The 21741-nt window shown below is 72.4% G+C and carries 22 protein-coding genes; 11 read left to right on the forward strand and 11 right to left on the reverse strand.

The genetic code is table 11. The features are described from left to right. Nucleotide 1: 1 nt before the first annotated feature. The 3 genes from ACPPVO_RS03595 to ACPPVO_RS03605 all read right to left on the reverse strand — a co-directional run bounded on the left by ACPPVO_RS03595 (nt 2) and on the right by ACPPVO_RS03605 (nt 2286). Nucleotides 2-628, reverse strand: coding sequence for a DUF47 domain-containing protein (locus tag ACPPVO_RS03595; protein WP_360381993.1), 627 nt, complete (start codon nt 626-628; stop codon nt 2-4). A gap of 117 nt (nt 629-745) precedes the next feature. Next, a complete protein-coding gene (locus tag ACPPVO_RS03600; RefSeq protein WP_426509873.1) occupies nt 746-1714 on the reverse strand; it encodes a hypothetical protein in 969 nt (322 codons plus the stop codon). Between the two features lie 71 nt (nt 1715-1785). Then, nucleotides 1786-2286, reverse strand: a complete 501-nt coding sequence (locus ACPPVO_RS03605) for a DUF402 domain-containing protein (protein ID WP_360381990.1) — start codon at nt 2284-2286, stop codon at nt 1786-1788. Between ACPPVO_RS03605 and ACPPVO_RS03610 the strand changes: the two genes are divergently transcribed. Further along, nucleotides 2285-4417 carry an ATP-dependent DNA helicase gene (locus tag ACPPVO_RS03610; RefSeq protein WP_426509874.1) on the forward strand — a complete coding sequence of 711 codons (2133 nt, stop codon included), beginning with the start codon at nt 2285-2287 and terminating at the stop codon, nt 4415-4417. The two genes, ACPPVO_RS03605 and ACPPVO_RS03610, sit on opposite strands and share 2 nt — an antisense overlap. On the opposite strand, the gene ACPPVO_RS03615 is transcribed toward ACPPVO_RS03610, so the two are convergent. Next, complete coding sequence (locus ACPPVO_RS03615) at nt 4414-4761, reverse strand: hypothetical protein (RefSeq protein WP_426509875.1); 348 nt, start codon at nt 4759-4761, stop codon at nt 4414-4416. The two genes, ACPPVO_RS03610 and ACPPVO_RS03615, sit on opposite strands and share 4 nt — an antisense overlap. 112 nt (nt 4762-4873) lie before the next feature. On the opposite strand from ACPPVO_RS03615, the gene ACPPVO_RS03620 reads away from it, so the two are divergent. The 3 genes from ACPPVO_RS03620 (at nt 4874) to ACPPVO_RS03630 (ending at nt 7703) form a co-directional block, all read left to right on the forward strand. Continuing rightward, the gene (locus ACPPVO_RS03620; protein ID WP_426509876.1) at nt 4874-6037 is read left to right on the forward strand and encodes a sensor histidine kinase; all 1164 of its coding nucleotides are present in this window, start codon (nt 4874-4876) and stop codon (nt 6035-6037) included. Further along, complete coding sequence (locus ACPPVO_RS03625; RefSeq protein ID WP_426509877.1) at nt 6034-6687, forward strand: response regulator; 654 nt, start codon at nt 6034-6036, stop codon at nt 6685-6687. Before ACPPVO_RS03620 ends, ACPPVO_RS03625 begins: the two co-directional genes overlap by 4 nt. 227 nt (nt 6688-6914) lie before the next feature. After that, a complete protein-coding gene (locus ACPPVO_RS03630; protein WP_426514523.1) occupies nt 6915-7703 on the forward strand; it encodes an EI24 domain-containing protein in 789 nt (262 codons plus the stop codon). Here the strand turns inward: ACPPVO_RS03630 and ACPPVO_RS03635 are convergent. Further along, nucleotides 7663-8421, reverse strand: a complete 759-nt coding sequence (locus ACPPVO_RS03635) for a maleylpyruvate isomerase family mycothiol-dependent enzyme (protein ID WP_426509878.1) — start codon at nt 8419-8421, stop codon at nt 7663-7665. The genes ACPPVO_RS03630 and ACPPVO_RS03635 overlap by 41 nt on opposite strands. A 36-nt stretch (nt 8422-8457) precedes the next feature. Here ACPPVO_RS03635 and ACPPVO_RS03640 point away from each other — a divergent pair, with 36 nt between their 5' ends. Further along, nucleotides 8458-9492, forward strand: a complete 1035-nt coding sequence (locus ACPPVO_RS03640; RefSeq protein WP_426509879.1) for a UDP-N-acetylmuramate dehydrogenase — start codon at nt 8458-8460, stop codon at nt 9490-9492. 206 nt (nt 9493-9698) lie between these two features. Here ACPPVO_RS03640 and ACPPVO_RS03645 read toward each other — a convergent pair whose 3' ends face one another. Further along, nucleotides 9699-10445: a class I SAM-dependent methyltransferase gene (locus tag ACPPVO_RS03645; protein ID WP_426509880.1), complete on the reverse strand. Its 747-nt coding sequence runs from the start codon at nt 10443-10445 to the stop codon at nt 9699-9701. After that, complete coding sequence (locus tag ACPPVO_RS03650; protein ID WP_360381975.1) at nt 10442-11197, reverse strand: SDR family oxidoreductase; 756 nt, start codon at nt 11195-11197, stop codon at nt 10442-10444. The genes ACPPVO_RS03645 and ACPPVO_RS03650 overlap by 4 nt, the downstream gene beginning before the upstream one ends. Nucleotides 11198-11321: 124 nt before the next feature. Between ACPPVO_RS03650 and mshA the strand changes: the two genes are divergently transcribed. From mshA to ACPPVO_RS03670, 4 genes are all read left to right on the forward strand, one after another. Next, nucleotides 11322-12623 (forward strand): D-inositol-3-phosphate glycosyltransferase, encoded by a 1302-nt coding sequence (gene mshA / locus ACPPVO_RS03655; protein WP_426509881.1) that lies wholly within the window; start codon nt 11322-11324, stop codon nt 12621-12623. Continuing rightward, a complete protein-coding gene (locus ACPPVO_RS03660) occupies nt 12620-13111 on the forward strand; it encodes a YbjN domain-containing protein (protein WP_426509882.1) in 492 nt (163 codons plus the stop codon). Before mshA ends, ACPPVO_RS03660 begins: the two co-directional genes overlap by 4 nt. A 14-nt stretch (nt 13112-13125) precedes the next feature. Continuing rightward, complete coding sequence (locus ACPPVO_RS03665; protein WP_426509883.1) at nt 13126-14601, forward strand: ArnT family glycosyltransferase; 1476 nt, start codon at nt 13126-13128, stop codon at nt 14599-14601. Nucleotides 14602-14990: 389 nt separating this feature from the next. Continuing rightward, nucleotides 14991-15980 (forward strand): alpha/beta hydrolase family protein, encoded by a 990-nt coding sequence (locus ACPPVO_RS03670; protein ID WP_426509884.1) that lies wholly within the window; start codon nt 14991-14993, stop codon nt 15978-15980. Between the two features lie 28 nt (nt 15981-16008). Here the strand turns inward: ACPPVO_RS03670 and ACPPVO_RS03675 are convergent, their stop codons facing one another. The 3 genes from ACPPVO_RS03675 to ACPPVO_RS03685 are packed head-to-tail and all read right to left on the reverse strand — an operon-like array spanning nt 16009 to nt 18834. Beyond that, nucleotides 16009-16326 (reverse strand): STAS domain-containing protein, encoded by a 318-nt coding sequence (locus ACPPVO_RS03675; RefSeq protein ID WP_360381966.1) that lies wholly within the window; start codon nt 16324-16326, stop codon nt 16009-16011. Between the two features lie 31 nt (nt 16327-16357). Beyond that, nucleotides 16358-17587, reverse strand: coding sequence for an MDR family MFS transporter (locus ACPPVO_RS03680; protein WP_426509885.1), 1230 nt, complete (start codon nt 17585-17587; stop codon nt 16358-16360). Nucleotides 17588-17598: 11 nt separating this feature from the next. Beyond that, a complete protein-coding gene (locus tag ACPPVO_RS03685; RefSeq protein WP_360381962.1) occupies nt 17599-18834 on the reverse strand; it encodes an MDR family MFS transporter in 1236 nt (411 codons plus the stop codon). 152 nt (nt 18835-18986) lie between these two features. Between ACPPVO_RS03685 and ACPPVO_RS03690 the strand changes: the two genes are divergently transcribed. Beyond that, entirely contained in the window at nt 18987-19742 is a 756-nt protein-coding gene (locus tag ACPPVO_RS03690) for a phosphoglyceromutase (RefSeq protein ID WP_426509886.1), read from the forward strand. A gap of 72 nt (nt 19743-19814) precedes the next feature. Here the strand turns inward: ACPPVO_RS03690 and phoU are convergent, their stop codons facing one another. After that, complete coding sequence (gene phoU / locus ACPPVO_RS03695; protein ID WP_360385996.1) at nt 19815-20471, reverse strand: phosphate signaling complex protein PhoU; 657 nt, start codon at nt 20469-20471, stop codon at nt 19815-19817. A gap of 151 nt (nt 20472-20622) precedes the next feature. Between phoU and ACPPVO_RS03700 the strand changes: the two genes are divergently transcribed. Beyond that, the gene (locus ACPPVO_RS03700; protein ID WP_426509887.1) at nt 20623-21723 is read left to right on the forward strand and encodes a sensor histidine kinase; all 1101 of its coding nucleotides are present in this window, start codon (nt 20623-20625) and stop codon (nt 21721-21723) included. Nucleotides 21724-21741: the final 18 nt, after the last annotated feature.

The raw sequence follows: 21741 nt of genomic DNA on the forward strand, positions 1-21741 counted from the left end.
GCTACGACTCCTTGACCACGATGGTCTCGACCGTGTTGGCCACGTGCTCGAAGGCGTCGCAGGCGGCCTCGAGCTCGTCGACGACCTCCTTCATCTTGAGCACGGTCAGCGCGTCGTACTCGCCGGAGAAGAGGCGGACCAGGGCCATGCGGTAGGCGCTGTCGCCCTCGTTCTCCAGGCGGTTGCACTCCACCCAGTACGACTCGAGGTCCTTCATGGACTTCAGGCGGGGCATGGCCTCGGCGGTGAGCCGGGACTGCTGGTCGAGCACCTTCACGATCTCGTGGATCTCGCGGGGCAGCGACGGGAGCTTGGTGAGGCCGTAGAGGTACAGCAGGCTGCCCACCGCCTCCAGGTGGTCCATCACGTCGTCCAGCAGCGACCCGAGGCGGTAGATGTCCTCCCGGTCGAAGGGGGTGATGAAGCTGGAGTTGATCTTCTTGTACAGCTCGTGCGTGATCGCGTCGCTGTCGTGCTCGACGTCCACGAGCCGCTCGCTGATGGACTGCACGTCGGCGTCGGGCAGGGCGAGCTCGGCGAGCAGGTCGGTGCCTTTGACGAGGTTGCGCGCCGCGCGGCTGAAGAACTCGTAGAACGAATCGTCGCTAGGACGCAGCCTGAACCGCACAGTCGACCCCGATACCTCGATGAAGAAGCGCCGAAACACCTGAAACGTGAATGTTAAGGCTCACGATCCACCGCAGTAGCAGTGAGATGCACCGCACGCTGCTGGTTCACCTGGCGTTCACCTACCGTTTACCTCTGGTGCCGGGGTGTACCGGACCGACGCCGCACGGTGTTTGCAGGTGCGCTGCACCGGCTCGCGCAGGAAGCGCGCGAGCGCCCCCCGGTGCCGGCTGGCGATCACGTCCACCTCGGCCGCGCGCATCTCCCGCCAGAACGCGTTGCGCACGCGCCGCGGGCCCTCGGGCACGTCGGCGAAGCGCACCCGCCGCCCGTCGGTGTACGCGGCTCGGACCAGCGAGCGCAGGATGTGCCGGGCCTCGGCCGGGAACCCGGGCCACTCCTCGTGCGCGTCGAACCCGAGCCGGGCCGCGAGGGACTCCGAGACGAACGGCGCCACGCCGACCGGGAGGCCGCCCTCGGCGAGGTCGCTGAAGCGGCCCTCCAGGAAGGCGTACCGCTCGTAGGCCCCGAGCAGGTCCGCCCGGGACCAGTGCGCCCCGGTGAGCACGACGGTGATCGCGCCCGGCACGACCCGGCCGCCGAGGAACTGGGTGAGGATCGGCGCGTGCGGCCGCAGCAGCCGGTCGAGGGTGTCGTACTCGCTCCCGGTGGCCCGGACCACGCCGGTCTCCGGGTCGGGCTCGGGCTCCGCCCGCACCATGAGCAGGAACGGCTCGGCGCGCCGGGCGTGCACCCGCCCGAGCGGGTTCCCGGCGGCGCGCGTGGCCAGCGGGGTCAGCACCGCCTGGTCGAACGTGGGGGCCGGCTCGCCGGGCGGCATCGCGCAGGTCAGGCGCAGCGTGGGCCGGGTCGTGTCGGGGTCGATACGCACGCCGACCTCGACGCCGGCGAACCCGGCGCGGGCCGCGGTGGCGGCCGGGTCGACCGGGCCGTCGAGCGCGACGAGGAGGCCGTTCGCGAGGTACGGCCGGCCGCGCCGGACGCTGGATGCGGCCACCGCGCCGACGGCTCCGCAGGTGGCGAGCCCGGCAAGTCCTACGGCAACGGTCGCCAGGGCATTGTCCATGGGAAAATGGTACTTAACGTACATTTCGCACGGCGCCAAACGCCGCGCTTTGCGCTCTTCAGAAGCAGGCCCTACACAACCTCGTCGAGCCACCGCCGGTAGGCCGTGCCGAAGGGCTCCACGTGCCCGCCCACCGCGCCCATCAGCCAGTCGGCGCTCGTCAGGGCGGAGGTCACGACCTCGGAGGGGTACTGGTAGCGCACCTGGTGGACCGCGAACTCGTCCTCGTCCAGCAGCTCGACGTCGCCGGTACGCCGCCGGCGCACGTCCAGGTCCAGGTCGATCGCGGTCACCTCGGTCGCGCTCGGCCAGTGGGGCACGCTCGTGATGTCGCAGTAGACCTCGGTGCGGTGGGGCTCGGCGTTGAAGCAGGCCGTCCACCAGGCCTGGCGGGGGAAGAGCAGCACGTGCGGGGACTCGGGCGCGCCCTTGAGGGTGGTGCCCTTGAAGACCTGCGTCGCCGGGCCGGCGCCGACCCATACGCCGTACTCGTCCTCGCCCAGGAGCTCCGTCTCGTAGTTCCAGTGGAGCGAGCCGTCGTACTTGCGGTACACGACCCGGATACGTTTCATGCCGCTCACGGTACCGACCGGGTGCGCCCGGCCGATTCTGTCGTACGCAAGGGGTAGCGTCCCCACCGTGACAGCCACCCCTCAGCTCCGCCGCCCCAAGCCGGAAGTGATCGATCTGCTCGCCGCCGCCGTCGGCGCGGTGCCTGACGGGGCCGAGCGGCCCGGTCAGCAGAGCATGGCGACGGCGATCTCGGCCGCGGTGGAGAAGGAGGAGCACCTGCTCGTGCAGGCGGGCACCGGCACGGGCAAGTCGCTGGCCTACCTCGTCCCGTCGCTGCTGGTCGACGGGCCGGTGGTGATCTCGACGGCCACGCTCGCCCTGCAGTCGCAGCTCGTCGACCACGACCTGCCCCGGCTCGCCGACGCGGTGCAGCCGCTGCTGGGGCGCCGCCCGACCTATGCGGTGCTCAAGGGGCGCCACCACTACCTCTGCCTGGCGCGGCTGGAGGGCACGTCCGCCGACGAGCCCGACGACGGGCTGTTCGACGTCGGGGAGGCCCGGCCCACGAAGTGGCTCGGCGAGGCGGGCCGGATCGGCAAGCACATCGAGCGGCTGCGCGGGTGGGCGATGGAGACCGAGACCGGCGACCGGGACGAGCTCGACCCCGGGGTGGAGGACTCGGCCTGGAAGATGGTGTCGATGCCGGCCCGCGAGTGCGTCGGGGCGCAGCGGTGCCCGTATGGCGCCGAGTGCTTCGCCGAGGCCAGCCGCAGCCGGGCGCGCGAGGCCGACATCGTGGTCACCAACCACAGCCTGCTCGCCGTGGACATGCTCACCGGGCGGCAGATCATCCCGCCGCACGAGCTGCTGGTCGTCGACGAGGCGCACGAGCTCGCCGACCGGGTCAGCTCCGCCTCGCAGGCCGAGCTCACGCCCGAGACGCTGGAGCGGGCCGCTCGCCGGTGCCGGGCCTATGTCGACGACGACGTGGCCGACCGGCTCATGGAGGCCGGCGACCTGCTGACGGTCGCGCTCGCCGAGGTGCCCGCGGGCCGGGTCGTGGGCGCGCTGCCGACGGTGCTCGGCGAGGCGCTCACGCTGCTCGACGCGGGCGGGCGCAAGGCGCTCGACGCGATCGGTGAGGTGCGGGCCGACGACTCCGACCCGGTGCGCAAGCAGCAGGCCAAGACCATGATCGGGGACCTGGTGAAGGTCGCCCAGCGCATGATCGCCAACGTCGAGCACGACGTCACCTGGGTCGAGCGCGACGAGCGGGGGCGCCGGGCCGTGGTCATCGCGCCGCTGTCGGTCGCCGGCACGCTGAGCAGCCACCTCTTCAGCGAACGGACCGTCGTGGCCACCTCGGCCACGCTCGCCCTCGGCGGCCAGTTCGACACCGTCGCCCGCTCGCTCGGGCTGCCGATCGCCGTCGAGCGCCCGAGCACCGCGGCCGGCCCCGCCGAGGCGGCCCGCGAGGCCGTCGTGCGGGCCGACGCGGCGCGGGACACGGCCGGGCTGGCCTGGAGCTCGCTCGACGTCGGATCGCCGTTCGACTACCAGAAGCAGGGCATCCTCTACGTCGCGGCGCACCTGCCCAAGCCGCAGAGCTCGGGGCTGTCCGAGCCGGCCGCCAACGAGATGGTCGAGCTGGTGCAGGCGCTCGGCGGCCGGGCCCTGGGCCTGTTCTCCTCGCGCAAGGCGGCCGAGCGCGCCGCGGAGGTGCTGCGCGCCCGCACGCCCGGGATCACGATCCTGCTGCAGGGCGAGGAGTCGCTGCCGATCCTGGTCCGCAAGTTCCGCGAGGACCGCAACAGCTGCCTGCTCGGGGTCATGTCGCTGTGGCAGGGCGTCGACGTGCCGGGCGACGCATGCCAGCTCGTCATCATCGACCGGTTGCCGTTCCCGCGCCCCGACGAGCCGCTGTCGGCCGCCCGCTCCGACGCGGTGCAGTCGGCGGGCGGCTCCGGCTTCGCCGCGGTGAGCGTGCCGATCGCCGCCGTCCGGCTGGCCCAGGGTGTGGGCCGGCTGATCCGCTCCAACGCCGACAAGGGCGTGGTGGCGGTGCTGGACTCCCGGCTGGAGCGCGCGCCGAGCTACGGGCCGTTCCTGCGCAAGTCGCTGCCCCCGTTCTGGTACACCACCAAGCCCGAAGTCGTCCGCGGCGCCCTGCAGCGACTCGCCGGCTCCTAACCGACGGGCCGTTTGGCCTTGCGCGGCAGGGTGAGGATCACGCCGATCAGCAGCAGGCCGCACACCACCTGCTCGAGCTTCATCCACACCGGGAACAGCCCGGGCACCGCGACGATCACGGTGATCGCCACCGTCATGACGATGGCGATGATGCGCAGCCGGCGCACGTCGCCGCGCGCCGCCAGGATGTTGCACACCGCCGCGCTGGCAACGACGATCGTGCCGCGCACCCAGACCGCGTCGGTCACCAGGTTCGCGTGGTGGCGCAGCAGGTAGGCGACGCCGAGGGTGGCCAGGCTGAGGATGAGGTACAGGGCCGTGAGGAGCCGTGGGGTCCGTGTCATGGCCAACAGCCTGTCCGGCGGCCCCGCTCAACCGCATCGGCGCACGGTTGGAGCCGCGGGCTATAACCACGGTTGGATGTGGATCACCGCCGGAACGGATTGAATGGGCGTCATGAGCTCCTCCGCGCTCGCCACGCTCGACCGCGCCCGGGCCCAGCGCGCCGCCGTCATCCGCTGGCTGCGGCCCCTGGCCCCGCTCATCATGGCCGTGGTCGTGTGGTCCGCCTGCACCGCGCGGCCGGGCCCGGCGCTGTCCGGGTCCGGGCTGGCGGTGCTGCTGGCCCTGGCCGCGTTCGTCGTCTCCGGTGCGGGCGGGGTGCTGACGCTGGCCCGGTCGCCGCGCACGCACATCGCGTGCACCGCGGTCATGCTGGCCGCGTCGGCCGCGCTGGCGTGGCTGCAGCCCGACGGTGCGGCCGTGGCCGGCATCTTCGTCGGCGTGTCGTTCCTGGCCCCGCTGCTGCGCGGGCACATCTCGATCCCGATCACCGCCGTCGCGCTGATCCTGCTGGCGGTCGGCGTCGCCTCGGCGCACCACGGCTCGATCATCGACGCGCTCCTCGACGCGGTGATGGTCGGCGCCTTCTACGGCATGCTGGTCTTCGCCATCCGGCTCGGCGAGGCCAACGAGCAGGCCGAGCAGCTGGTCGAGGAGCTCGAGCGGGGCCGCGCGGCCCAGGCCGAGGCGGCGCGCCTGTCGGAGCGCCAGCACCTGGCCCGGGAGATGCACGACGTGCTCGCCCACTCGCTGTCGGGGCTGATGCTGCAGCTGGAAGGGGCGCGCCTGCTGGCCACGCGCACGCCCGACGACCTGCGCCTGCCGGCCGCCCTCGAGCGGGCCCAGCAGCTCGGCCGGGCCGGGCTCGACGAGGCCCGGCGCGCGATCGGGCTGCTGCGCGACGACGAGCTGCCGACCCTGACCGAGCTGACCAGATCCTTCGCCCACGACCACGGCATCCGGTGCGACTTCACCACCGACGGGCCCGCGCGCGAGCTGGAGTCGCCGGCGCGGATCGCGGTGTACCGGGTCGCGCAGGAGGCCCTGACGAACGCCGCCCGGCACGCGTCCCCCACTCTGGTGACCGTGCACCTGGAGTACCTGCCGAGCGCCGTCCGCCTGACCGTCGACGACGTCGGCCCGCTCGCCGCGACCCCGAGCGCCGGCGCCGGCTACGGCCTGACCGGCATGCGGGAACGGGCCGAGCTGCTGGGCGGTACCCTCGCCGCCGCCCCCACCGCGACCGGCTTCCGCGTCCGGCTCGAGGTGCCGGCGTGACGATCCGCGTGCTGCTCGCCGACGACCAGCGGGTGGTGCGGGAGGGGCTGGCGCTCGTACTCGGGCTGCTGCCGGACATCGAGGTGGTCGGGGCGGCCGCCGACGGGGCCGAGGCGGTGGACCTCGCGGTGCGGCTGCGCCCGGACATCGTGCTGATGGACCTGCGCATGCCCCGCTGCGACGGCGTCGAGGCGACCCGGCGGCTGCGGGAGCGGGCGCCCGAGGTGCGCGTGGTCGTGCTCACCACCTACTCCGACGACCGCTCGGTGCTGGAGGCGCTGCGGGCCGGGGCCAAGGGGTACCTCACCAAGGAGGCCGGCGGCGAGGAGATCCGGGCCGCCCTCCAGCGCGTCCTCACCGACGGCGCCGCGCTCGACCCGGCCGTGCAGCACCACGTGCTCAACGCGCTGACCCAGCCCCCGCCGCCGAAGGCGGACGACCTGACGCCGCGGGAGGTCGAGGTACTGCGGCTCATCGCGGCCGGGCTCACCAACGGCGAGATCGCGGCCCGGCTGTTCATCAGCGAGGGGACGGTCAAGAGCCACATCAACCACCTGCTGGCCAAGATCGGCTGCCGGGACCGGGCGCAGGCGGTGTCCTACGCGTACCGCAACGGCCTCGCGCCTACAGAGCACCCGGACTGTTCCTAGCTCGGCGCGGCTAGGCCGCGCCCGCTGGGCACCGGCCCTCGAGCGCCCGCCCCGCCCGGCGCCGCGCGGGAGCGCCGCCAAAAGTGGTCGCGTAGCGGCCATGGGGGGGTGCGGGGTGGGAACCTCCCGCCGCGTATCCGGCGGAGCCGGCGCCAAGCTAGGAACAGTCCGGACGAGTAGGCTGCCAAGCCGTGGGTCAGCTGAAGACGACCGGGTCCGAGTTCGCGATGGGGCTGCGGCTGCTGGGCAAGGGGTTCGCGCGCTACGGGCGCAGTCCGCGCCTGCTCCTGCTCGGGGCGATCCCGGCGGTCATCACGTGCGCGCTGTTCGGCGTCGCCTGGACATTCCTCATCATCTACATCGACGACATCGCGTCGGCCGCCACCTGGTTCGCCCACGACTGGTCGGACTTCTGGCGCGGGCTGATCGAGTTCGGGGCGGGCGCCGCCGTCCTCGTCGCCGCCGCGCTGCTCTCGGCGCTCACGTTCACCGCGCTGACGCTGCTGATCGGCGACCCGTTCTACGAGGTCATCTCCGAGCGCGTGGAGGACGGTCTCGGCGGCACGCCCGGGGCGGTGGACCTTCCGTGGTACCGCACCCTCTGGCCGAACCTCGTCGACTCCCTCCGCCTGATCCTGCTGGGCGTGGTCCTGGCCATCCCGCTGTTCCTGATGGGGTTCATCCCGGTCGTCGGGCAGACCGTGGTGCCGGTGCTGAACGCGATCGTCGGCGGCTGGCTGATCACCGTCGAGCTTACCGGCATCCCGTTCAACCGCCGGGGGCTGCGCCTCGCCGAGCGCCGCAAGATCCTGCGGGCCAACCGCGCGATGGCGCTCGGCTTCGGCATCCCGGTGTTCCTGGTGCTGCTGGTCCCGATCGTGGCGATCATCGTGATCCCGGCCGCGGTGAGCGGGGCGACGCTGCTGACCCGGCGGAGCCTGGGCCTGCGCATCGACGACGGGCCCGGCCCGGCGCTCAGGCCAGCAGACCCCGCAACAGCGTTGCGTCCCCGCTGACGAGCAGGGTGTCGAACGGCACCCGGCCCCACAGGGCCAGCGCCAGGTCGCTCGCGCTGCCGCTGGCCGTCGCCCGCTCGTGGTGCTCGTCGGAGTCGAGCAGGGTGTCGGTGTCCAGCAGCGCGATGCCGGCGCCGCGCAGCCGGACGTACCAGACCTGGTCGGAGTCGGTGGCGTGCAGCGCGATCATGCCGGCCCGGTCGGTGGGCCCGCTGCGGCGCCCGGACGGGATCCAGGTGTCGAGCACCTCGGTGACATTGTCGCTGGCCAGCCGCGCCTCGATCGGCTCGGCCAGGCCGCCGGCCATCTGCGCGTCCCAGCGGTGGATCACCGTCTCGTGGGCCATGCGCCGGTGCCAGAACGACGCCTTCTTCGCCTGGGGCGCGAAGTTCCAGGCGGGCAGCTCCGGGTCGACGGCGTCGAGGGTCGCCACGAGCTCGGTGAACGCGTCGGTCCAGGCCGTCGCCGCGTCGACGCCCTCGGGCCGCGGGTCGGTCGAGCGCGGCGCCGGCTTGTCGAGGACGCCCCGGGCGACGTGCCCGGTGACGTACACGTACACCTGGCTCACATGCCACGCGAGATCGGCCAGGCTCCAGTCCGGACAGCTCGGCACCGGCGCGTCGAGCGGCACGCCGCTGCTCAGAACGGTGCGGAAGGCGTCGCCCTCGGTGCGCAGGGCGGCCAGCCAGATGTCCTTGGCGAGCTGTGGCTTGCTCATAGCCACCAAGATTAGGGCACCGCTTACTCTGGTGCGGTGCCCGAACCACGCACGCTCGCCGCGTTCACGACCCTGCGCCTCGGCGGCCCGGCCGGCCGCCTGATCGAGGCGACCACCGAGGCGGAGACGCTCGCCGCCCTGCGCGCGGGCGGCGACCAGCTGATCCTCGCCGGCGGCAGCAACGTCGTGGTGGCCGACGAGGGCTTCCCGGGCACCGTTGTGCTGCTGCGCCGGCGGGGCCTCACCAGCGACGTCCGCGACGGCGAGGTCACCCTCACGGTCGCCGCCGGTCACCCGTGGGACGACGTCGTCGCCACGGCCGTGTCCAGCGGGTGGTCCGGGATCGAGTCGCTGTCGGGCATCCCGGGCTCGGCCGGCGCGACGCCGATCCAGAACGTCGGGGCGTACGGCCAGGAGGTCGCCGAGACCATCGCCGAGGTGCGCGCCTACGACCGGGAGCGCGACGAGGTCGTGACCATCCCGGCGGCCGGGTGCGGGTTCGCGTACCGGACGAGCATCTTCAAGCACAACGCCCGCTTTGTGGTGCTGTCGGTGGTGTTCCGCCTGAAGGTGTCGGGGCGGTCGACGCCGATCGCCTACGCCGAGCTGGCCCGCACCCTCGGGGTCGAGCCGGGCGCGACGGCCCCGCTGGAGGAGGTCCGCGCGGCGGTGCTGAAGCTGCGCGCCGGCAAGGGGATGGTGCTCGACCCGGAGGACCCGGACACGTACTCCGTGGGCTCCTTCTTCACCAACCCGGTCGTCCCGGCCGCCGACTTCGAGCGTGTCCGCGAGCTCGCCGCCGAGCTCGGCCCCCCGCCCTCGTGGCCGGCCGGCGACTCGGTGAAGCTGAGCGCGGCCTGGCTCATCGAGCGCGCGGGCTTCGCCAAGGGCCACGGGGACGGGGCGCGCGGGGTGGCGCTGTCCGGCAAGCACACCCTGGCCCTGACCAACCGCGGCACCGGTAGCACGAGCGCCCTGCTGGACCTGGCCCGCGAGATCCGGGCCGGCGTCGAGGCCCGCTTCGGCGTGACGCTCCATCCGGAGCCGGTCCTCGTGAACTGCTCGCTGTAGGCCCTGTCCTGCCGATCATGCCGGCCTGCGCCGGGCCCAGACCCTCGCCCAGGCCGGCCCGGCGCGCTGCGCCAAGCCGGCCCGCCCAAGGCGCTGCGCGCACCCCGCGAAGGCCGGGTTACAACACCGGTAGCCAGGCCTCCGCGGGGCACACGCAGGCGAAATCTGGACCTCGTCTCGGCTCGGCATGATCGGCAGGACAGGACCTAGGGCGCGACGGCGGCGTACGGCACCGTGACCTCGCCCAGGCGCCAGCGCGCCGGGCGGTCCAGCACCGGCCACCCCGCGCCCCGCGCCGCCTCCACCGCGGCCCGCCACCGCTGCCGGGGCCCGAACACCGACAGCGGCGCCGCGGCCCGCCAGCCGGTGTCGAGGGCGTCCAGCAGGGCGTGGATGCGCGCGCCGGGCACGTTGTGGTGGATGAGGGCCTTCGGCAGCCGCTCGGCCAGGGTGCCCGGCGTGTCGAGGTCGGCCAGGCGGGCGGCCAGGGTGAGCGTGCGCGGGCCGGTGGGGGAGACCAGCGCCCAGGCCGCGAGCCGGCCGAGCTCGTCGCAGGTCCCCTCCACGAGCAGCGCGCCCGTCGCCGTCATCGCGGCCCAGGCGCCGGGCACGTCGGCCTCGTCGTACTGGCGCAGCACGTTGAACGCCCGCACCAGCGTCGGGCGCAGGCCGGCCAGCTCGAAGCCGCCGAGCTGGAAGCGCAGGCCGGCGGTCTCGTAGGGGCGCGCGGCGGCCACGCGGTCCGGGGCGATCTCCAGGCCGACGACCGGCACGCCGAGGCGGGCGTGCAGCTCGATCGCGGTGATCGGCGAGGCGCCGAAGCCGAGGTCGACCACCAGCGGGTCCGCCGCCCGGCGCAGCGCCCCGCCGAGCGTCGCCGCGATCCAGTTGTCGACGCGGCGCAGGCGGTTGGGGTTTGTCGTGCCCCGCGTGATCGACCCGACGGGCTTCACAGCACCCGGTGGACCTTGTGCTGGGCGGCCTGGGCGAGCGGGCGGACCACGAGCCGGTCGATGTTCACGTGGTGCGGGCGGGTCGCGGTCCAGGCGATGCAGTCGGCGACGTCGTCGGCGACGAGCGGCTCGGCGACGCCCGCATAGACCGCGGCCGCCTTCTCGGCGTCGCCCTCGAAGCGCTTGAGGGCGAACTCGTCGGTGCGCACCATGCCGGGGTCGATCTCCACGACCCGGATCGGGCGGCCGCTGAGCTCCAGGCGCAGGGTCTCGGCGACGGCGGTCTGGGCGTGCTTGGCGGCCGTGTACCCGCCGCCGCCCTCGTAGACGACCAGCCCGGCGGTCGAGCTGAGTACCACGACGGTGGCCCGGCCCGAGCGCTCCAGCAGCGGCAGGAGCGCCTTGGTGACCCGGACGGTGCCGAGCACGTTGACGTCGAACATCCACTGCCAGTCGCCGAGGTCGGCGTGCTCGACGTACTCGGCCCCGATCGCCCCGCCGGCGTTGTTGACCAGCAGCTCGACCGGGCCGCCGAGCGCCTCGACCGCGGCCGCGAGGGCGGCCACGGACTCGTCGGACGTGACGTCCGCCACGATCGCGGTGCCGGAGCGCAGCGATCCGACCAGCTCTTCGAGGCGGTCCGCGCGGCGGGCGACGGCGACGACGTGGAAGCCCTCGGCGTCCAGACGGCGGGCGGTGGCGGCCCCGATGCCGCTGGAGGCGCCGGTGACGACGGCGATTCGAGTAGACATGTGGCCATCCTGCACGAAGTTGCCCGGGATGCAGTGACCAACGCAACGGTGGGTAGACCGCCCTCGGCGAGGGAACATGGACGGTTGGGAAGATGTAACAGCCCGGCAACAGAAGGAGCACGACGTGGCGCGGGTCGATTCGCTGCACGGCCATACCCCGCAGTCCCGCCGTACGCTCCCGAGGCGCGTCGCGACGCTGTCGGTGCACACCTCGCCGCTGGACCAGCCGGGCACCGGCGACGCCGGCGGGATGAACGTGTACGTCGTGGAGGTGGCTGAGCGCCTCGCGCGGGCCGGCGTCGAGGTGGAGATCTTCACCCGGGCCACCAACAGCGAGCTGCCACCGACCGTCGAGATGGCCCCCGGCGTGCTCGTGCGCCACATCATCGCCGGGCCGTTCGAGGGCCTGGCCAAGGAGGACCTGCCGGCGCAGCTGTGCGCGTTCACCGGCGGCGTGCTGCGCGCGGAGGCGTCCCGCCCGTCGGGCTGGTACGACCTCGTCCACTCCCACTACTGGCTCTCCGGCCAGGTCGGCTGGCTCGCGAAGGACCGCTGGGGCGTCCCGCTGGTGCACACCGCGCACACCCTGGCCAAGGTCAAGAACCAGGCGCTCGCCGACGGCGACAAGCCCGAGCCGATCGCCCGCGTGATCGGCGAGGAGCAGGTGGTCGCCGCCGCCGACGGCCTGGTGGCCAACACCCCGGCCGAGGCCGCCGACCTCATCGACCTCTACGACGCCGACCCGCGCAAGGTCAGCGTCGTGCCGCCCGGCGTGGACCTCGACCGGTTCTCGCCGCGGCCGCACCGCAAGCTCGCCGCGCGGGAGCGCTTCGGCCTGCCCGCCGACGCCCGGATCGTCGCCTTCGCCGGGCGTATCCAGCCGCTCAAGGCCCCCGACATCCTGCTGCGCGCCGCCGCCGAGCTGCGCGCCACCGACCCCAAGCTGCTCGTGGTCATCTGCGGCGGCCCCAGCGGCTCCGGCCTCGACCGGCCCACCGCACTCATGGACCTCGCCCGCGACCTCGGCATCGCCGACATCGTGCGGTTCCTGCCGCCCCAGCCGCGCGACGCCCTCGCCGAGCTGTTCCGCGCCGTGGACGTCGTCGCCGTGCCCAGCTTCAACGAGTCGTTCGGGCTTGTCGCGATCGAGGCCCAGGCCTGCGGCACGCCGGTCGTCGCGGCGGCGGTGGGCGGCCTGGTGACCGCGGTCCGTGACGGCGTCTCCGGCTTACTTGTCGACACGCACAAGCCGGCCGACTGGGCCGCCCTGCTCGGGCCGCTGCTGGCCGAGCCGGCCCGGCGGGCGGCGCTGTCGCTGGGCGCGGTGCGGCACGCGCGCGAGTTCTCGTGGGCGCACACGGCCAGCGGCCTGCTGGCCGCGTACCGGGACGCCCTGGAGTTCCATCGGGAGGTTGTGGCGGCATGAAGGCTTCCGTGAGTGCCCTGATCGAGCGGGTCGCGGCCGAGCGTGAGATCCCGTGGGAGAAGACCGGCGAGCACGCGTACGTCGTGACCCTGCCCGGCACCCACAAGCAGAAGACGAACTGCAACCTCATCGTCGGCGAGCACGCGCTGCGGGTCGAGGCCTTCGTCATGCGCCACCCGGACGAGAACCGCGAGGCGCTGTGGGAGTGGCTGCTGCAGCGCAACTCCCGCATGTACGGCGTGGCCTTCAGCATCGACGCGGTCGGCGACGTGTACCTCATGGGGAAGCTCCCGCTGCACGCCGTTACCGAGGCCGAGCTCGACCGCCTGCTGGGCGCCGTGCTGACCTACGCCGACGAGAGCTTCGACCCGATGCTGGAGATCGGCTTCGGCTCGGCCATCCGCCGCGAGTGGGAGTGGCGGGTCAAGCGCGGCGAGCCCCTGGACAATCTCCGGGCCTTCAGGGACTTCGTGAATCGACCGGCTTAGCTACGATCTCGGAGGTGACCCCTCGGGCGCCTCTGGCCTGGAAGCCCGTCGGCGCAGTCGCCGGCGCTGCTGTCCTCGTGCTGCTACTGACCATCGGCCGTTACGACTACCACCGCGACGAGCTCTACTTCCGCATGGTCGGCGCGCACCCGAAGTGGGGCTACGTCGACCAGCCGCCGTTCACGCCGCTCATGGTGCGCGGCTGCATCGAGCTGTTCGGCGACACCGTCTGGGCCATCCGCATCCCGGGCCTGTTCTTCATCGCGGGCGCGGCGTTCCTGCTGGCGCTCGTGGCGCGCGAGATCGGCGGCGGCGCGCTCGCCCAGACCCTCGCCGCGGCCGGGGTGCTCACCACGTTTCCGCTCGTGGCCGGGCACATCACCATCACCGCCGCGCCCGACCTGGTGATGTGGCTGCTGGTCATCCTGAGCCTGATGCGCGCTCTGCTGCGGGATTCGCCACGGTACTTCCTGTGGGCCGGCCTGTTCGCCGGGATCGCGCTCTACAACAAGCACCTCGTGATCCTGCTCCTGCTGACCTTCGCGGCCGGGCTGCTGACCGTCGGGCCCCGCGGTGTGCTGGTGTCGAAGTGGCTCTGGGCCGGGGCCGGGATCGCGGTGCTCGTCGGGCTGCCCAACCTGCTGTACCAGATCGCCAACGACTTCCCCCAGATCCACATGGCCGGCGCGCTCGCCGAGAACAAGGGCGACGACGCTCGCATCACGCTGCTCCCGCTGCAGCTGCTGTGGCTCGGCCCGTTCTTCGTCCCCGTCTGGGTCGCCGGGCTCGTGACGCTGTGGCGGCGCCCGGAGCTGCGGCCGGTGCGCGCGTTCGCCGTGGCGTACCCGCTGATGCTGGTCCTGCTGTTCGTCGTCGCCGGCCAGCCGTACTACAGCTTCGGCCTGCTGGCCGCGCTCTTCGCCATCGGCGCGGTGCCGACCGTGCGCTGGCTCGGCGACCGCACCGCCCGGCGCTGGCTGCTCGGCGCGGCCGTGGTCGTCAACTGCGGCGTGGCGATCGTCTCGTCGCTGCCCGTGCTGCCGATCGGCGTCGTGGGCGACACGCCGGTCCCCGCCATGAACCAGGGCATCTCCGACGAGATCGGCTGGCCCCGCTACGTCGCCCAGGTCAAGGCGGTGTACGACGCGCTGCCGGCCGAGGACAAGCCGCGCACGGTGCTGCTCACCGGCAACTACGGCGAGGCGGGCTCGCTCGACCGCTACGGCAAGCCGCTCGGCCTGCCCGATGTCTACAGTGGACAGAACGAGCTGTGGTACCTCGGCCCGCCGCCGGAGTCCGCGACAGTCGTGGTGCTCGTCTCCCAGGGCGACCCCGCCCGCTCGAAGGCGTTCGGCTCCTGCGAGGAGCGGGCGCACCTCGACAATGGTTACGGCGTGGACAACGAGGAGCAAACAGCGCGCGTGTACGTCTGCCGCGACCGGACCGGAACATGGGCTGAGCTGTGGCCACGCTTCCAGCATTTCGATTGATTTCAATTATTTCCGGTGTGTGAGCGAGGCGACATCGGGTTTACTTGGCGGTCCAATCGACGCCGCGTAACGTCGTTTACGGATCCGGCGATTCCTTGAAGTTGGGGAGCGGCGGGGGTGTTCCGGGCCGAAAGGCCCACTCGCGATGACATGTCCGGGCGGGGCGTGTCGTCGCAACCGGCGGCACATAGCGGGTGCCGTGGACTGGGGGTGCACCGCACCCGCTGCCGCCGGTTACGAGCTGGATTTCGCGGTCGCTTCGCTCCCTCCCCATTGGGGGAGCTCCGCTCCACCCAAACCGCCTCGCCTCTCGCGGACCGTGTCTTGCCGCTGGCAAACTTAAGGCGGCCGTAAAGACGCCGGAGCTTTGAAGCCCGTAACTTCCTCACATGCGCAGGCGTCTGCTGATGGCCGCCCTTTTGCTGGCCTCGCTCGCCGGCTGTGGCACCCAGGCCGCCAACGGTGCCCCCGGCGGCGTCGAGAGCGCGGCCCCGGCCGGCTCCGATGGAAGTTTCACCGAGGACGGCAGCGGTGCCCTCGCGGCCCGGGCCGGCGCCAGCGCGACCGCCAAGGGTGCGACGACCACCGCGCCCGCCGCGAGCTCCGGCCAGGCGCCGACGCAGACGTTCGCGACCACGAGCAGTCAGTTCACCTTCACGCGCGCGGGGCGGACGCTGCGCACGGTCGTCTGGTATCCGAAGACCGCCGGCCGCTACCCGCTGGTGCTGTGGAGTCACGGGCTGCACGGGTCGCCGGAGGGGTACAGCGGCGTGACCCAGAAGATCGCGGCCGCCGGCTTCGTCGTCGCCGCGCCCGCCTACCCCGGCACCAACGACAAGGCGAACCCGTTCAACCAGAACGACATGGCCAACCAGCCCGCCGACGCCTCCGCCGTCATCACCGAGGTGCTCAAGCTCGACGCCCAGGCCGGCTCCCCGCTCGCCGGGCGCATCGACACCGCCCACGTCGGCGCGGCCGGGCACTCCGCCGGCGGGTACACCACCGCCGGTCTGCTCTCCGGCTCCACCCGCGACGCCCGCCTCAAGGGCGCGGTCATCGTGTCGGGCGGCTCGATGGGCGGCAAGTTCTCCGGGACCGCGACGCCGGTGCTGTTCATCCACGGCGACGCCGACGCCACGGTGCCGTACAGCAGCGGCAAGTCGCTCTACGACAACTGCACGTGGCCCAAGGGCCTGCTCACGCTGCTCGGCGGCGACCACGGCGCGGCCCTGTTCGGCACGACCCCGGCCGCGAACGCGGTGAGCCGTTCCATGCTGGACCTGTTCCGCTACGGCCTGTACGGCGACGCGGCGGCCCGCTCCCGGCTGCGCTCCGACGGCACCGTGAGCGGCGCCGCGAAGTACGACGGAACGCTCTAAGACAGCGCTCTTTCGGACAGGGCTCTTCTCAGGACAGGGCGAACACGTCGAGCAGGCCCGTCAGCTCCAGCTGTGCGTAGGCCAGGGGGCGCGGGTTGCGCAGCCGCAGCACGCACCCGGCGCCCGCGGCCAGCTTCCAGCAGCCGACCAGCGCCCCGATCCCGGCCGAGTCCAGGATCGTCACCGCGTCGAGGTCGAGGATGAGGGCGTCGGGACGGAACGTCGGCAGCACCGCCCGGACCGCCTCGGTGACCTGCTCCCGCGTGGCCAGGTCGAGCTCGCCCGCCAGCCGGATGACGACCGTGTCCGGCGGCGCGGGCTCGAGAGTCGCGGACAAGCCGTCCAAGGCCGTCTCCCATCTGAGGTGATCAGCGCCACTACCCGGCGACCGGTACCGCAAACTCCTTCTCCGCCGCCAGTTCCTTCGCCACCCGGCGTTCCCGCGCCGGCTGGATGAGCAGGTGGCCGGCCGCCGCCAGCACGCCCAGCGCGCCGCACACGACCCAGTGCCAGTCGCCGAGGTACTGCAGGCTGACCCCGCCGGCCGCGGGCGCGATGAAGCCCGCCGCCGGGAAGGTCAGGTAGAACACGCTCTGGTACCGCCCGCGCAGCGCCTCCGGGGAGAGCTCCGCGATGACCGCGGCGTTGGGCGGGGCGGCGATCATCGAGCCGACGGTCCACACGGTCGCCGCGGCCAGGTACCCCGGCAGGCCGTCGGCGAGCGCGACGGCGGCGAAGCCCAGGCCCAGGAAGACGTTCGCGACCGCCAGGGCGGTGCCCTTGCGCCAGCGGCCGATCAGGCGCGGCACGAAGAGCTGGCCGACGACGATGAGCAGGGCCGCGTACGCCACCACGGAGCCGTACGCCGACGGCCGCAGCCCGTCGCCGGTGATCGCCAGCGGCAGGATCGTCGACGTCTGCGTGCTCACGATCGCCAGCAGCAGCGACAGCCCCACGAAGCCCATGTACGCGCGGTCGGTGAGCGCCGTGTGCAGCCCGCCCGCGGCCTTCGTCGCGACCCGGTGCGCCGGGCGGGTCTCGCGGACCTTCCACAGGATGAGCAGCGCGGTCACCAGGGTGCCGCTCGCGTCGACGGCGAAGAGCAGGGTGAAGCTCACCTCGGCGAGGGCCCCGGCGAGTACCGACGCCACCGCCATGCCCAGGTTGAACGCCCAGAACTGCAGGTTGAACGCGCGGCTGCGGTCGTCGGCCGGGGTCACGTCGACGATGGCGGCCACGAACGCCGGGCCGGGCATCGAGTGCATCACGCCCAGCAAGGCCGCGAGCACCGCGATCGCCGGGATGGGCCGGGCCAGGGTCAGGCCGGACAGCACGGCGACGGCCCCGAAGTGGGCGAGCAGCAGGGTCGGGCGGCGGCCCCAGCGGTCGGCCAGCACGCCGCCGAGCAGCACGCCCGCGATCCCGCCGATGCCGTAGACGCCCACCACCAGGCCGGCGACGGGGATCGCGAGGTGGCGCGCGGAGGTGAGGTACAGCGACAGGACCAGCGCCACGAAGCCGCCGACGCGGTTGATGAGCATGCCGGTCCAGAGGTACCAGTAGAGCCCGGGGAGCCCGCCGATCGTGGATCGGTACCAGTTGCGCACGTGCTTCCCCTTTAGTTAAGACCCCTTACAGTTTCGATCTTATCCACCTCGCGCGCCGTCAATGCGTTCACCCGGTGCTCCCGGGCCGGTGCGGCGACCAGGCTCCAGACGGCGGCGACGAGCGTGGCGCCGAGGCAACCCAGCCAGAGCGTGGTGTTGTCGAGGTGGCCCCGCACCAGGCCGCCGAGCGTGGGCGCCAGGAACGACGCGCCCTGCCAGGACAGGCCGAACACGCCCTGGTAGCGGCCGCGCATGTGGACCGGGGACAGCCCGGCCAGCAGGGCCGAGTTGGACGGGGCGTTGAGCATCTCGCCGGCCGTCCAGACCAGGACCGTTCCGGCGTACAGCAGCGGCGTGTGCGCGAACGCGGTCAGCCCGAACCCCAGGCCGATGATGACGGCCGACACCGGCATCACGAACGCGGGCCGCCGCTTGGCCAGCACCCGGCTCACCAGCATCTGCCCGGCCACGATCATGACCCCGTTGAGGGCGATCACCACGCCGAAGGTCCGGCTGGACAGGCCGTCGTCGATCATCGCCAGCGGCAGCATCGACATGTGCTGGAGCATCACCAGCGCGATGAGCAGGTTGCAGGCCACGAAGCCGAGGAAGACCCGGTCGCGGAGGACCGTGGCGAGGCTGCCGCGCTCGTGCTCCTCGTGCGGGGCCACGGCCGGCTTCGTCTCCCGGATGCGCCAGGCGACGAGCACCGCGGCGAGCGCGGTGGTGGCCGCGTCGCCGGCGAACAGCGTGAAGTACCCGGCCGACGCGGCGAACCCGGCGACCACGGCCGAGACCGCGAAGCCGAGGTTGATGGCCCAGTAGTACGTGCTGAACGCGCGCATCCGGTCCTCGGTGGGAACGATGTCGGCGATCATCGCGCCCAGGGGCGGGCGGGCCGACTCGGCGGCGGCGCCGAGCAGCAGGGCGGCCACCATGATCTCGGCGGGGCTGCGGGCCAGGCCGAGCAGGAGCATCAGCACCGAGGTCGAGAAGAGCGACAGCAGCGCGGCCGGGCGGCGGCCCCAGCGGTCGGCGAGGTGCCCGCCCGCGGTCACGCCGACCGCGCCGCCGACGCCGTAGAGCCCGATCACCAGGCCGGCCGCCGACTCGCTGAAGTGGCGCTGCGTGGTCAGGTAGATGGTCAGGAAGATGATGACGAAGCCGCCGGCCCGGTTGACCAGCGTGGCGGTCCACAGGACCCAGAACTGACTCGGCAGCCGTCGTTTCCCCGTAATGACTGGCACGGTCTCGCATCCTTACACCCGGGACCGTGTGATGTCGAAGTGATTCGGTACGGGAGGATGGTCGGCATGAGCGGTCCGCAGCGCAGCGGAAGGGGCCGCTCATCATCGGCGCAGCCTGAAAGCTCAGGCGGCCGGAGCGAAGCGGAGGACGAATGAGCTCGGAAGTCGGGACACTGGTGCTCTTGCGGCACGGTGAGAGCGAGTGGAACGCCAAGAACCTGTTCACCGGCTGGGTCGACGTGGACCTCAGCGCCCAGGGAGAGGCCGAGGCCCGGCGGGGCGGCGAGCTGATCCGTGATTCCGGTCTCCGGCCGGATGTGGTGCACACGTCAGTGCTGCGCCGTGCCATCCGCACCAGCGAGATCGCCCTGCACACCGCCGACCGGCACTGGATCCCCGTCCAGCGCTCGTGGCGGCTCAACGAGCGCCACTACGGCGCCCTGCAGGGCAAGAACAAGAAGCAGACCCTGGACGAGTTCGGCGAGGAGCAGTTCATGCTCTGGCGCCGCTCGTACGACGCGCCCCCGCCGCCCATCGCCGACGACGACGAGTGGTCGCAGGCGCAGGACGCGCGGTACGCGGCGCTGCCGCCGGAGCTGCGGCCGAAGACCGAGTGCCTCAAGGACGTCGTGGCCCGGATGCTGCCGTACTGGTACGACCAGATCGTGCCCCAGCTGCTGGACGGCAAGACGGTGCTGGTGGCGGCGCACGGCAACTCGCTGCGGGCGCTCGTGAAGCACCTCGACGGGATCTCCGACGAGGCGATCGCCAAGCTCAACATCCCGACGGGCATCCCGCTGCGCTACGACCTCGACGCGGCGCTCAAGCCCGTCACGGCCGGCGGCACCTACCTGGACCCGGAGGCGGCCAAGGAGGCGGCCGCCGCGGTGGCCAACCAGGGCCGTTAGTTCGTCAGCAAAAGGGGGGTCGGGCGCGCGCCCGACCCCCCTTTTGCGTCTCTTACTCGGCTTTTGCGTCTCTTACTCGGCGCGAGTGTCGAGCGTCTCACCCGTGACGAGGAACACCACGTGGTTGCCGGCGTTGACGGCGTGGTCGGCGTAGCGCTCGTAGAAGCGGCCGAGCAGCGCCCCGTCCACGGCGGCCTCGGTGCCCTCGGACCAGTCCGGCGCGAACATGATCGCGAACAGGTCGGTGTGCAGCTTGTCCATCGCGTCGTCGTCGCGCTCGAGCTGGCCGGCCGCGACCACGTCGAGCTTGGAGATGGCGCTCGAGATCTTGCCGGCGATCCGGTCGGCGACCTGGCCCATCTGCTCGAACGTCGCCACCAGCGGCTCCGGCACGGCGCGGGCCGGGTGGCGGCGCAGCGCGGTCTTGGCGACGTGGTCGGCGAGGTCGCCCATCCGCTCGAGGTCGGCCGCGAGGTGCAGGGCGGTCAGCAGCAGCCGCAGGTCCGAGGCGACCGGGGCCTGGCGGGCGCAGAGGTCGTAGACCTTGTCCTCGACCAGCCGGTAGAGCGCGTTGACCTCGGCGTCGCGGGCGATGACCTCCTCGGCGTCGGTCTGGTCGGCGGTGAGCAGGGCGTTCGTGGCCCGGCTCATGGCCGAGCGCACCGCGTCGGCCATCCACACCAGCAGCTTGTTGACCTGAAGAAGATCGGCACGATATTCGTCGCGCATATTGCTCCCATCGTTGTGTACCTACCTTAGGGCCCGAACCTGGAGCCTCCAATGAACAAAGGCCGCCAGCAGGGTGAACACTGGACCACATGAGCCCGATTCGTGCCTCCGTGTGCGCTGGATGCGCTAGACGGTCTCCTACCATCGGATCGTGGATTGGAAGTTCCGGCAGGCGAAGTCCGAGGGACCGGCGGTGACCGACATCCTCGACGCGCTGCAGGTCGGGGTGCTCGTCCTGGACGAGGACGACAGACCCGTGCTTGCGAATGCGGCGGCACGGGAGATGGGGCTCGTCCGGCAACGGCAGAACGGCTCCGCGGGCTCGACCGAGGAGGCGCACACGATCGTGCGCACCCTGGCCGGGCAGGTGCGCCGCAACGGGATCACGCGTGTCGTGGAGCTCGACCTGCCCCGCCTGACCCACGGCGAGCCGCTGGGCGTCAACGTGCGGGCGGTCGCGCTCGAGGGCGGCCGGGTCGCGATCGAGGCGGCCGACGTCACCGAGGCCCACCGGGTCGCCCGTGTGCGCCGGGACTTCGTCGCCAACGTCAGCCACGAGCTCAAGACCCCCGTCGGCGCGCTGCAGCTGCTCGCCGAGGCGCTGCTGGACGCGACCGACAAGGACCCCGCGGCCGCCATCCGCTTCGCCGAGCGGATCAAGCACGAGTCGTCGCGGCTGGGCCGGCTGGTCTCGGAGCTGCTGGAGCTCTCCCGGCTGCAGGGCGCGGAGCCGCTGCCCGAGCCGGAGCCGGTCGACGTCGACAAGATCACCGTCGAGGTGCTCGACCGGGCCAAGACCCCGGCCGCGGCCAAGGGGATCGAGCTGCAGTTCCGGGGCCTGCGCGGGCTGACCGTCTACGGTAACGAGAACCAGCTCGTCACCGCCGTGGTCAACCTGGTCGAGAACGCGATCGCGTACTCGCCCGAGCACACCGCGGTCACGATCACCACCAGCGAGGACAACGGGTACGTCGAGATCGCCGTCGCCGACCAGGGCATCGGCATCGAGCCCCGCGACATCGACCGGATCTTCGAACGGTTCTACCGCGCCGATCGGGCGCGTTCCCGGGCCACCGGCGGCACCGGGCTGGGGCTAGCCATCGTCAAGCACATCTCTACCAACCACGGCGGCCGAGTGACCGTCACCAGTACGGTCGGAGTTGGCTCGACGTTCACGTTGCGGCTGCCTTCGCGTCCGACGGAGGCCGCGTTGACGCTACCGCCATCAGTTGAGATCGGAGGGGCCCCATGATCGTTACGCAACAGCAAC

Origin of the sequence: Dactylosporangium sp. McL0621 (genome assembly GCF_049995355.1) — a bacterium.
In the GTDB taxonomy this organism is placed as follows: Bacteria; Actinomycetota; Actinomycetes; order Mycobacteriales; family Micromonosporaceae; genus Dactylosporangium.

What these genes read in the sequence shown, in the direction of transcription:
- ACPPVO_RS03600 (WP_426509873.1), bottom strand. Translation starts at nt 1,714, where the DNA reads ATGGACAATGCCCTGGCGACCGTTGCCGTAGGACTTGCCGGGCTCGCC.
- ACPPVO_RS03610 (WP_426509874.1), top strand. Translation starts at nt 2,285, where the DNA reads ATGCCGCTCACGGTACCGACCGGGTGCGCCCGGCCGATTCTGTCGTAC.
- ACPPVO_RS03605 (WP_360381990.1), bottom strand. Translation starts at nt 2,286, where the DNA reads ATGAAACGTATCCGGGTCGTGTACCGCAAGTACGACGGCTCGCTCCAC.
- ACPPVO_RS03615 (WP_426509875.1), bottom strand. Translation starts at nt 4,761, where the DNA reads ATGACACGGACCCCACGGCTCCTCACGGCCCTGTACCTCATCCTCAGC.
- ACPPVO_RS03620 (WP_426509876.1), top strand. Translation starts at nt 4,874, where the DNA reads ATGAGCTCCTCCGCGCTCGCCACGCTCGACCGCGCCCGGGCCCAGCGC.
- ACPPVO_RS03630 (WP_426514523.1), top strand. Translation starts at nt 6,915, where the DNA reads ATGGGGCTGCGGCTGCTGGGCAAGGGGTTCGCGCGCTACGGGCGCAGT.
- ACPPVO_RS03635 (WP_426509878.1), bottom strand. Translation starts at nt 8,421, where the DNA reads ATGAGCAAGCCACAGCTCGCCAAGGACATCTGGCTGGCCGCCCTGCGC.
- ACPPVO_RS03650 (WP_360381975.1), bottom strand. Translation starts at nt 11,197, where the DNA reads ATGTCTACTCGAATCGCCGTCGTCACCGGCGCCTCCAGCGGCATCGGG.
- ACPPVO_RS03660 (WP_426509882.1), top strand. Translation starts at nt 12,620, where the DNA reads ATGAAGGCTTCCGTGAGTGCCCTGATCGAGCGGGTCGCGGCCGAGCGT.
- ACPPVO_RS03670 (WP_426509884.1), top strand. Translation starts at nt 14,991, where the DNA reads ATGCGCAGGCGTCTGCTGATGGCCGCCCTTTTGCTGGCCTCGCTCGCC.
- ACPPVO_RS03690 (WP_426509886.1), top strand. Translation starts at nt 18,987, where the DNA reads ATGAGCTCGGAAGTCGGGACACTGGTGCTCTTGCGGCACGGTGAGAGC.
- phoU (WP_360385996.1), bottom strand. Translation starts at nt 20,471, where the DNA reads ATGCGCGACGAATATCGTGCCGATCTTCTTCAGGTCAACAAGCTGCTG.